We start from the raw sequence: 10706 nt of genomic DNA, 5'->3' as shown, positions 1-10706 counted from the left end.
GAGGACGTGAAGGCCATCGCCTTCGACGTGCTCCGCCACCGCGTGGCGATGACGTACGAGGCCGAGGCCGAGGACCTCACGCCGGAGAAGATCATCCAGCGGGTGTTCGACCGCGTCGAAGTGCCCTACCTGGGTGAAAACTCAGAGGGCGGCGCGCGCGTCGCGCACCAGCTCCTTGAAGTGCAGTGAGGCGAGGACGTCACGGAGGGAGGCCTCGCGGCCCACGCTGTGCGCCTGCGCCTGCGCCTCGCGCCAGCGGCTCATCAGCGTCCGCAGCGTGATGTACGCCAGCAGCAACGGGAAGCCTCCTGGCAACAGGAGCACCGCCACCGCCATCACCATCCTCATCCACGCCCACACCATGACCACGGACCTCGCTGCTTTCCCTTCGTGAGTTGCGCCACTGAGATGCACGGTGCGTGCCCACGGTGCGCAAATAATTTCCCTCCCTTTTCCGCAGGGTTGGGGACCAGCGGGGCAAGAGAGCCGCGACGCGAGGGTGGGGATCCTGGCATTTTTGCCGCAGTCGCCTGGAAGGCCCTCGGTTAAGTTCCGCCGCGTGAGCACCCCAGAGACGGCCAAGGTCCGCGGATTCGACAGCGTCGCGGACGCGGAGAAGCAGCTCGAGCAGGTGGGATACCTGCCCTCACCGGAGATCGCCACGGCGGCCTTCCTGGCGGACCGGATGGACAAGCCCATCCTGGTGGAGGGCCCCGCCGGCGTGGGCAAGACGGAGCTGGCGCGCGCCATGGCCGCCGCGCTGGGCCGCGAGCTCATCCGGCTCCAGTGCTACGAGGGCCTGGACGAGGCCAAGGCCCTCTACGAGTGGGAGTACGCCAAGCAGCTGCTCTACACCCAGCTGCTCAAGGACAAGATTGGGGAGATGGTGGAGGGCACCCAGTCGCTGGCGGAGGCCGCCGACCGGCTGGCGTCCGGCGACGCGGTGTTCTTCTCCGAGCGCTTCCTGTTGCCCCGCCCCATCCTCCGCGCGCAGCTGTCCGAGCGCCCCGCCCTGCTGCTGGTGGACGAAATCGACAAGGCGGACCCGGAGTTCGAGGCCTTCCTGCTGGAGGTCCTCTCCGACAACGCCGTCACGATTCCGGAGCTGGGCACGTTCCGCGCGAAGCACATCCCACGCGTGCTGCTCACGTCCAACGCCGCGCGCGAGCTGTCGGACGCGCTCAAGCGCCGCTGCCTGCACCTGCACATCGACTTCCCGGACCGCGAGCGCGAGCTGCGCATCGTGCGCTCCCGGCTGCCACAGGTGCCGCAGGTGCTCGCCGAGCAGGTGGTGGAGGCCGTCGCCGCCATCCGCGCGCTGGACTTGAAGAAGGCCCCCTCCATCAGCGAGACGCTGGACTGGGCGCAGAGCCTGGTGCTGCTCAACGCGGACCAGCTCACCTCGGACGTGGTGGCCTCCACGCTCAACCTCGTCCTCAAGTACGAAGGCGACATCGAGAAGGCGCGCGCCAACCTGCCGCAGATCGCCCAGGCGTGAGGTGCGTCGGGACACCCGGGCCCACGTGAGCCGGGGCGTCCGTCCACCGGTGTATGCTCGGGTGGCCCGCTCTCCTCGAGGCCCTGGCCGCTCGTGCTCCTGAAGGAACGCTTCCAGATCAACCGCCCGCTCGAGCAGCAGGAGCTGACGCTCGTGCGCGCGTGCGTGGAAAGCCCCGGCCTGCTCGACGCGCGCGAGGAGGCCGTGCTGCGCACCGCGCTGTCGCTCGCCAGGCTCTACAAGGTCCAGCACGGCGGCCTCGACGTGGGCGTGGGCGCGCAGCTCACGCCCTTCCGTGACGAGGTGGAGCGGCGGCTCGGCCCGGTGCTGAACGGCGCGAGGCCTCCCACGCGGGACAGGCTGGTGCCGCACGTGAGGGACCTGCGCGAGCACGCGGCGCGCGCGCGCGACGGAGTCCTCGCGCGACTGCGGGGACGTGTACCGCCCGAGGCGCTGGACCGGGAGCTGCGGCACAAGGAGCTCGTCATGGTGACGGGCGGCGGAGGCGGCACCGCCTTCGTGTACCTGGGCGTGATGAGCCTGCTGGCCGAGCACGCACTGGAGCCCCGGCTGCTCGCGGGCGCATCGATGGGCGCGGTGCTCGCGCTGATACGCTCGCGCATGGCGCGCTTCGACCCCACGGAGATGATCAACATCGTCCGGGGCCTGTCCTTCCGGAAGCTCTTCCGCTTCATCTCCACGGAGAGCCGCTACGGCCTGCCCGCGGCGCTGCGGCTGTTCCTGCGCGCGGGCCTGGGCCGCTTCTTCGGCGCGGGCCCCGAGGGCAGCGGCATGCGGCTCAAGGACCTCCCCGTCCCCACGCTCATCGCCGTGGGCGGCATCCGTCGGGGCATGCTCCCCAGGCCGCTCGAGTATTACGAGCGCCTGCTCGGCACCAGCCCCCTGGGGCTGCTCGACCCCGTGGGGGTCGCGCGCCGCATCCAGGCCGCCATGGGCGCCATGGCCGAGCTCTTCACGCGCCCCGAAATCACGATGCGCCTGCACCTGGGCGCCGACGACGCGAGCGGCGAGTTCGACGCGCTCGACGCCGCGGGCTTCTCCTCCGCCCTGCCCGGCATCATCCACTACGACGTGCTGCGCGAGGACCCGCGCATGCACTCGCTGCTCGACGGGCTGATGGCGCACCATGGCATCGCGCGCTTCATCGACGGAGGCCTCGTCGACAACCTCCCCGCCAAGGCCGCCTGGAAGGCCGTGGCCAGGGGCCGCATCGGCACGCGCAACACCTTCATCCTCGCGCTGGACGGCTTCGCGCCCCGGCTCGCCACGCCCTTCTGGCTGCCCCTGCAGCGACTCGCGGCGATGACGGTGGCGCCCAACCTGCCCTACGCACATCACATCAAGCGCTTCCCTCGCACGCTCTCACCGCTCGACGTCGTGCCCTCGGTGGAGCTCGCCTCCAAGGCCCTCCACTTCGGCCGCAAGGCCATGGCGGACGACCTGCCGTGGCTCCGACGCATGCTGACCCCCTTGCCCGCCGTGCTCTGAATTCCGGGGAACGTCTTTCACGCTTTGACCTCATAGCGTGTGGTGGCTAGAAGGGCGGGGCAGTTCCACTTTTCAGGGCGAAGGAACCCCCGCATGAGCTCCACCTCGACCAGCGTATTGCGTGCCGACCAGATCTGGCTCGACGGCAAATTGGTGAAATGGGACGAGGGCCATGTCCATGTGATGACGCACGCCCTCCACTACGGGCTGGGCGCGTTCGAGGGCATCCGCGCGTACCGCACGCATGATGGCCGCCTGGCGGTGTTCCGCCTGCGTGAGCACATCCGCCGGCTGCTCGACTCGGCGCACATCATCATGCTGAAGATTCCGTACTCCGAGGACGAGCTGGTCGAGGCGTGCCTGGACGTGCTGCGCAAGCAGAAGGACCTGTTCGCCAACGGCGCGTACCTGCGGCCGGTGGCCTTCATGGGCGACGGCGCCATGGGCCTGGGCGCCGTCAACCCCACCCGCGTCGCCGTGACGGCGTGGGACTGGGGCGCGTACCTGGGCGACAAGGGCATCCGCGAGGGCATCCGCGCCAAGGTGAGCTCCTTCACCCGCATGCACGTCAACGTGAACATGGTGCGCGGCAAGATCTCGGGCCAGTACGTCAACTCCATCCTCGCCAAGCGCGAGGCGGTGCTCGGCGGCTACGACGAGGCCATCCTCCTGGACATCAGCGGCTTCGTGGCCGAGGCGTCCGGCGAGAACATCTTCATGGTGAACAAGAAGGGCGTCATCAAGACGCCGCCCCTGTCCTCGCCCATCCTCGACGGCATCACCCGCGACACCGTGCTGAAGATCCTCCGCGACAGCGGCCGCACCGTGGAGGAGGTCACCTTCACCCGCGACGCGCTCTACATCTGCAACGAGATCTTCTTCACGGGCACCGCCGCCGAAATCACCCCGGTGCGCGAGGTGGACGACCGCATGGTCGGCACCGGCAAGCCCGGCCCCATCGGCACCTTCGTGCAGGAGACGTACTTCCGCACCGTCCGGGGCCAGGAGCCGCGCTACGCCGAGTGGCTCACCTACGTCTGACGCCCCACCCGTCCAGCTCCCGGCGCCCTGACGGCCCGGGAGCCCGACGTCCCTTCCTCCACCCGAGGGCCCCTTCGGCCCCGGTGACGGAAGACCCTCCCCCATCGTCGCCTGCCCTCCACCCACCGGATTGGGCTAGAAAGGGCCCCGATGGCACCCGCCGGTCCCGCATACGACGACAATCCATTCAAGCTAGAGAACCCGTCCATCCTGGACATCGCTCCGGCCGAGCCGAAGACGGTGGAGGAGACGGGGCTCAAGATGGGCCTGCTCGCGGACATCGCGCTCAAGTTCCTCTACTACTCCGGTACGGGCACCGGCATGGGCATCGCCGACGAGATGCGGCTGCCGTGGCCGGGCGTCATCGAGCACGTGGTGGATTTCCTCGCCACGGAGAAGCTGGTGGACCTGCGGGGTGGCAAGGGCTTCGGCCGCGCCTCGGTGGAGTTCATCCTCACGGAGAAGGGCCGCGAGTACGCGCGCGACGCGCTCACCCGCACCACCTACGTGGGCCCCGCCCCCGTCCCCATCGAGCAGTACAACGCGCTCATCACCAGCCAGACCGAGGAGACGCCCGTCGTCAGCCAGGAGGAGCTGGTGATGGCGCTCAGCCACCTCACCGTGCCCGCGGAGCTGATGGACAAGCTGGGCCCGGCGGTGAACTCCGGCCGCTCGCTCTTCCTCTACGGCCCGCCCGGCAACGGCAAGACAAGCCTGGCCGAGGCCGTCTCCCACATGTTCGGCGGCGAGGTGTACGTCCCGCACTGCCTGGAGATCGGCAATCAGATCATCCAGGTGCATGACCACCTCATCCACACCCCCGTCCCGCTGGAGCTGGGCCGCGACACCTCCGGCCGCCGGCAGACCTTCGAGATGGACAACCGGTGGATGCTCTGCCGCAGACCCGCCGTCGTCGTCGGCGGCGAGCTCACGCTGGAGACGCTCGACCTCATCTACTCGGAGAGCACCCGCTTCTACGAGGCCCCGTTCCAGGTGAAGGCCAACGGCGGCATGCTCCTCATCGACGACTTCGGCCGCCAGAAGGTCCACCCCACGGACCTGCTCAACCGGTGGATCGTCCCCCTCGAGAAGCGCGTCGACTTCCTTACCCTGCATACCGGGAAGAAGTTCGAAATCCCGTTTGATCAGCTTCTCGTGTTTTCAACGAATCTTGATCCGAAGGAGCTGGTGGACGAGGCCTTCCTGCGGCGCATCAAGTACAAGATTGAGGTCACGAATCCGGACGAGGAGTCCTACCGGGAGATCTTCCGCCGGGTGTGCGAGGCGGCGGGAATCCCCTATGTGGACCAGGCCGTCACGTACCTCATCGAGCACTATTACAAGCCGCGGACCATGCAGCTGCGCGCCTGTCACCCCCGGGACCTGGTGGGACTCATCAAGGACGCGGCGCGCTACCGGCAGATCCCGCCCGCCCTCTCCAAGGACCTGCTCGACCAGGCGTGCGAGGTCTTCCTCGTCAATCTCTAACGGAATTCGTTGTTACAACCGTGCGGAATTTCTAGAATCCGCATGCCGTTGTATCGCTCGGCCGCACGCTATGGCCACTCTTGGGTGGCTCGGCGCAAGAAGGAGCCGCAGTCCGTGAAGGAACGCTACCAGGACATCGACGAGAAGAACGAGGCGCTGCGCGATTACCTCGAGATCTTCAAGGACAAGCAGCAGGCGCGTGACTTCCTCGAGCAGTTCGAGATGTCGTGGATCTACCACGACGCCGCGTTGGAAGGCGTGGTCTACACCCACCAGGAGCTGAAGGCCGCGCTGTATCCGCAACGCGCGAGCGCCGAGGCCTCGATGATTCCGGTGGTGCTCGAGATCCGCAACCACAAGGCCGTCTGCGACTTCATCCGCGAGGAAGCCGCGGGCGCCAAGAAGCAGGCGCAGATCACCCTCACCACCATCAAGCGGATGCACGACCTCTTCCTCGGGAACACCCCCGAGGCGCTGGCCGAGCGCGCGCGCATGGAGCGACGGGAGCGCACCGAGAAGGAGCTCGCCAAGGAGCGTGAGCGCTCGGGGCTGCGCAAGGACATGCCGCTGCACCGCACGTACTTCCACGACATCCACCAGCCCGCGAAGATCCAGCCCGCGCTGGAGAAGCTGGTGGACTACACGGCCAGCGCGGAGTTCCGCGAGTTCCACCCCATCAAGCAGGCCGCCACGGTGCAGCACATGTTCCTGCAGATCTTCCCCTTCACCGAGCACAGCGGGAAGGTGGGGCGCATGTGCAGCAACCTCATCCTGCTGCGCAACAACTACATGCCCGCGGTCATCCACTCCATCGATCGGCAGCGCTATTACGAGTGCTTCCGCGGCCCGGCGGCGCAGTTCCGCACGGTGCTGATGGACGCGATGGAGAACTCGCTCGACAACGGCGTGAAGTACTTCCGGGACCTGGGCCGCAAGTACAAGGCCATCAACAACTAGCTCCCCTCCCGCCAGGAAGACCAGGTCCCCTCCGGCCGGCAAGGCCCGCCGCCGGAAGGGCGGGCCTCCGCCCCCGGGGCAGGAAGGCGTCCGGGCACCCGGTCTTCCGCCCCCGCGTGAACGTCGGCCGGGGCATCAGCAACTTTGGTGTGCGGCAGACACCCCGCACCCGCCGGCCCCTCGAAACCGGGAGCCGGAGGAAGTAAAGAAGACCACTCCATGCCCGTGACACAGTCCTTCAACAGCCGCCGTACCCAGGGAGCCTCGGGGGGCGAGCTGACGGAGCCTCCGCCACCGCGCCTGGCCCTGCTGTCGGCGCGGGACAAGCTGGAGCGGCTGCTCGAGGTGGCCAAGGGCCATCGCAAGGCGCTCATCCTCACCCACGACAACCCGGATCCGGACTCGCTGGCCGCCGCGGTGGCGCTCGCCCAACTGCTCGAGCGCCGGGCGAACCTGGAGGCCCAGGTGGGCTACGGGGGCATCATCGGCCGGGCGGAGAACATCGCCTTCGTGAAGGTGCTGCGGCTGCCCGTCTCGCACGTGTCGCAGCTGGACTTCGACGAGTACGACCTCTTCGGGCTGGTGGACACGCAGCCCAAGGTGGGCAACCACTCGCTGCCCGCGCGCATGGAGGCGCACCTGGTGGTGGACCACCATCCGCTGCGTGAGGAGAGCCTGGCCTCGCCGTTCGCGGACGTGGGCGGCGACTTCGGCGCGACGTCCACCATGCTGGTGGAGTACCTGCGCGCCGCGCGCGTGGAGCCCTCGGTGGAGGTGGCCACCGCGCTGTTCTACGGCATCAAGGCGGACACGCGCGACCTGGGCCGCGAGACGACTCAGACGGACATCGACAGCTACCTGTGGCTGTTCCCGCGCATGGACAAGTCGATGCTCGCGCAGATCGAGCACCCGGAGCTGCCGGCGCGCTACTTCCAGCTGTACCACACGGCCTTCGAGCGGGCGAAGGTGTACGGCACCGCCATCGTCACCGACCTGGAGGAGGTCTACTCCCCGGACATGGTGGCCGAGGTCGCCGAGCGGCTGATGTTCCTCGAGGGCACCAAGTGGTCGCTGGCCTTCGGCACGTACCGAAACCAGCTCTACTTCAGCCTGCGGGTGAAGGATCGGCGGATGAACGCGGGCCGGCTCATCCGGGAGATCTTCGAGGACTACGGCGGCTCGTCCGGCGGCCACGGCAGCATGGCGGGCGCGCGGCTGCCGTTGTCGGGCAAGGCGGCGCAGCGCAAGGCGCTCAAGCGCGAGCTGGTGAACCGCTTCCTCGAGGCCTTCGGCGTCGCCGACGAGCGGCCCGTGTCGCTGCTGTCCGCGCAGGACTCGTGATCTACTGGGACCACAACGCCGCCGCGCCCGTGCGCGCGGAGGTGGCCTTGCTGCTCGCGCGCGCCTTCTCGCAAGGGGGCCATGGCAACGCGTCCAGCGTGCACTCGGCCGGACGCGAGGCCCGCGCCAGGCTGGATGCCGCCCGGGCCCGGGTGGCGCGGGTGCTGGGCTGCGAGCCGAAGGAAGTCTGCTTCACCGCCTCCGGCAGCGAGGCGGACGCGCTCGCGCTGGTGGGCGCCTTCCACGCGCGTCCCGTGGCGGAGCGACGCCGCGTGGTGACGTCCTCGGTGGAGCACCCCGCCCTGCTCGGCGCGGTGGCGCGGCTGGAGCAAGAGGGCGCGCAGGTGGTGCGGGTGGCGCCGGGCCCGGACGGGCGGGTGCGCGAGGAGGACCTGCTCGCGGCGCTGACACCGGACACCGCGCTGTGCTCGCTGATGTGGGCCAACAACGAGACGGGCGTGGTGCAGCCCGCGGCGGAGCTCTCGCGCGCGTGTCGCAAGCAGGGCGTGCTCTTCCACACGGACGCGGTGCAGGCGGCGGGCAAGGTGCCGCTGTCGTTGCGCGAGGTGGACGCGGACCTCCTGTCCCTGTCCGCGCACAAGTTCGGCGGCCCCTCGGGAGTCGGAGTGCTGGTGGTGCGAAAGGGCGTGGACGTGCGGGCCCTCACGCCGGGACACCAGGAGGGGGGCCGGCGTGGAGGGACGCAGAACATCCCGCATGCGGAAGCCCTCGCGCTCGCGCTGGAGCTGGCCGCGAGCGAGCAGCCCCAGGTGGCCTCTCGCGTCGGCGCGCTGAGAGACGCCTTCGAGCAGGCGGTGCTCGCGCAGGTGCCGGGCGTGGTGGTCAATGGCGCGGGCGCGCCGCGCGTGCCCAACACCAGCAACCTGCGCTTCGAGGGTGTCGAGGGCGAGGCGCTGCTCATCGCGTTGGACCTCGAGGGCATCTGCGTGTCGATGGGCGCCGCGTGTGCCTCCGGAACGCTGACGCCCTCGCATGTGCTCCGGGCCATGGGCCTGTCGGCGGCCGAGGCCCGAGGCAGCCTGCGCTTCAGCCTGGGCTCCGAGACACGCGAGGACGACGTGCGACAGGTCGTCGACGCCCTGCGTCGTCACGTCCCCACCGTCAGGGCGCTCTCGGGCTGAGGCCGGCGTGGCCCGGCGTGCTTGCAAGTGCAAGGCGCGATTGACGCGGCCGCCCATCACGAGCGCGAGCATCCGGCGTTGAATGCCCCATCCCCCCTGGGGTGCATGGTCCTTGAACATGCCCGCTCCGGTGGAAACCATTCTTTCCGCTGCCGATGCACGGGGGGAACACATGGGGATGGGCTCAGGGGGGAAGCAGTGGCTGACGCATCGACTCGCGGTGCTCGCGGGTGCGCTCGCGCTCGCGTGCGCGCCGGGCTCGGGACAGGAGGACGCCTCGCCGACGGAGGGCGTCACGCGGGCCGCGAGCGCGCCGACGCCGCTGTGGGACGAGGACGCGATGCCGCTCGAGGCCGCGAGTGCTTTTCGAGCTCGCTGCCCGGGGCCGGAGGCGGCGCTCGGCGCCACGCTCCACGTCGCGAACACGGGGCCGAGAGACGCCGAGGCGCCACTGGGCTCTCGCGCCAATCCCTACACCACCATCATGGCGGCGGTGAGGGAAGCACAGCCAGGGAACATCATCCAGGTCCACGCGGGCATCTATCCGGAGCAGGTCGCCATCACACCGCTGAAGGCGCGCGCCGGCACGGCCTCCGCGCCCATCGTGCTGCGAGGTGAGCGCGCCGCGCGCCCCATCATCGTCCCCTCCGCCACCGACGTGGGCAGCCTGGTGATGCTGAGCCAGCCCTATTGGGTGGTCGAGTTCGTCGAGGTCGACGTGCGCGAGCGGCCCTCGTTCGCGGCGTTGTTCGAGAACGACACCACGTGCACGCAGCTCAATGATTCGGTGCTCCACGGCGGGCGCGCGGGAGGCGGCGTGGTCGTCAGCGACGCCTCACGGCTGCTCATCTCCGGCAACAAGGTGCACGACTTCTCGCGGTGGGGTCAGGACTCCCACGCCGTCGTGGTGAAGGGGGCGTCGCGCGAGGTCTTCATCGTGGGGAACGATCTGCATGACGCCTCGGGAGACGCCGTGCAGTGCCAGCCCAACGAGGGCCGCCCCTCCGCGCTCTTCATCGAGGGGAACCAGATGCACGACTGCGGGGAGAACGGCATCGACGTGAAGGCGTGTGACGACCTGGCCATCCAGGGCAACGTGCTCTTCCGCTTCCCGAACCTGGAGCGCTTCCCGTGGCAGGCGACGACGTCGGCGGCGGAGGCGGTGCTGGTGCACGAGGACGCCACGAACATCCGCATCATCGGCAACGCCATCTTCCTGGCGGGGCGGGGCATCTCCATCGGCGGCCTCTCCCCCGTGGACAATCCCGTGGACGTGCTGGTGAAGGGCAACGTGGTGACGGACATCTTCAACTTCGCGAACCGGGCCAATGGCCAGGGCATCCGCATCGTGCGGGCGCACCGGGTGCGGGTGCTCGACAACATCATCGAGCGGACGGAGGACTCGGGGCTGCGGCTCGCCGCGGACGAGCCGCTCGTCGTCACGGACCTGCACGTCTACGGCAACAGGCTGCGCGACATGACGAGCTTCGTGAAGCTGGGACGCGACACCGCCCGCCCCGGACTGCGGATGGACCGCAATCGCTACGAGGGGACGGACGGCAAGTTCAGCGCCTTCGGACTCCTCTCCATCGGCACCTTCACCACCTGGCAGAGCCGGCTGGCCCCCTTCAACCTGGAACAGGGCTCCTCGCTCATCACCGCCGAGCCCGACGATGGGGCATCACCGCCCATGGTCGGCGAGGAGTGACACCTCGCCAGCGGCAAAGTGA

Annotated in this window: 9 protein-coding genes and 1 pseudogene; 9 read left to right on the top strand and 1 reads right to left on the bottom strand. The window is 69.1% G+C overall.

What is annotated here, in order from left to right; genetic code table 11:
* Positions 1 to 189: pseudogene (locus FL311_RS00550) on the top strand (hypothetical protein); the annotation flags it as partial.
* Here the strand turns inward: FL311_RS00550 and FL311_RS00545 are convergent.
* Positions 142 to 348: a hypothetical protein gene (locus FL311_RS00545; protein WP_228556592.1), complete on the bottom strand. Its 207-nt coding sequence runs from the start codon at positions 346 to 348 to the stop codon at positions 142 to 144. The pseudogene FL311_RS00550 and the gene FL311_RS00545 sit on opposite strands and share 48 nt — an antisense overlap.
* Positions 349 to 559: 211 nt before the next feature.
* Between FL311_RS00545 and FL311_RS00540 the strand changes: the two genes are divergently transcribed.
* From FL311_RS00540 to FL311_RS00505, 8 genes are all read left to right on the top strand, one after another.
* Positions 560 to 1498: a MoxR family ATPase gene (locus tag FL311_RS00540; RefSeq protein WP_141322822.1), complete on the top strand. Its 939-nt coding sequence runs from the start codon at positions 560 to 562 to the stop codon at positions 1496 to 1498.
* A gap of 93 nt (positions 1499 to 1591) precedes the next feature.
* The gene (locus FL311_RS00535; protein WP_141322821.1) at positions 1592 to 3007 is read left to right on the top strand and encodes a patatin-like phospholipase family protein; all 1416 of its coding nucleotides are present in this window, start codon (positions 1592 to 1594) and stop codon (positions 3005 to 3007) included.
* A 93-nt stretch (positions 3008 to 3100) separates the two neighbouring features.
* Positions 3101 to 4048 carry a branched-chain amino acid transaminase gene (locus FL311_RS00530; RefSeq protein WP_141322820.1) on the top strand — a complete coding sequence of 316 codons (948 nt, stop codon included), beginning with the start codon at positions 3101 to 3103 and terminating at the stop codon, positions 4046 to 4048.
* Positions 4049 to 4198: 150 nt separating this feature from the next.
* Positions 4199 to 5536 (top strand): AAA family ATPase, encoded by a 1338-nt coding sequence (locus FL311_RS00525; RefSeq protein ID WP_141322819.1) that lies wholly within the window; start codon positions 4199 to 4201, stop codon positions 5534 to 5536.
* A 114-nt stretch (positions 5537 to 5650) separates the two neighbouring features.
* Positions 5651 to 6493, top strand: coding sequence for a Fic family protein (locus tag FL311_RS00520; RefSeq protein ID WP_141322818.1), 843 nt, complete (start codon positions 5651 to 5653; stop codon positions 6491 to 6493).
* 219 nt (positions 6494 to 6712) lie between these two features.
* Entirely contained in the window at positions 6713 to 7834 is a 1122-nt protein-coding gene (locus FL311_RS00515) for a bifunctional oligoribonuclease/PAP phosphatase NrnA (RefSeq protein WP_141322817.1), read from the top strand.
* A complete protein-coding gene (locus FL311_RS00510; protein WP_141322816.1) occupies positions 7831 to 8976 on the top strand; it encodes a cysteine desulfurase family protein in 1146 nt (381 codons plus the stop codon). Before FL311_RS00515 ends, FL311_RS00510 begins: the two co-directional genes overlap by 4 nt.
* A gap of 178 nt (positions 8977 to 9154) precedes the next feature.
* On the top strand, positions 9155 to 10684 hold the full coding sequence (locus FL311_RS00505; RefSeq protein ID WP_228556591.1) for a right-handed parallel beta-helix repeat-containing protein: 1530 nt from the start codon (positions 9155 to 9157) through the stop codon (positions 10682 to 10684).
* The last annotated feature ends 22 nt before the right edge of the window (positions 10685 to 10706 follow it).

Origin of the sequence: Myxococcus sp. AB025B, from assembly GCF_006518215.1 — a bacterium.
In the GTDB taxonomy this organism is placed as follows: Bacteria; Myxococcota; Myxococcia; order Myxococcales; family Myxococcaceae; genus Myxococcus; species Myxococcus fulvus.
This window is presented reverse-complemented; position numbering and strand designations above follow the sequence as displayed.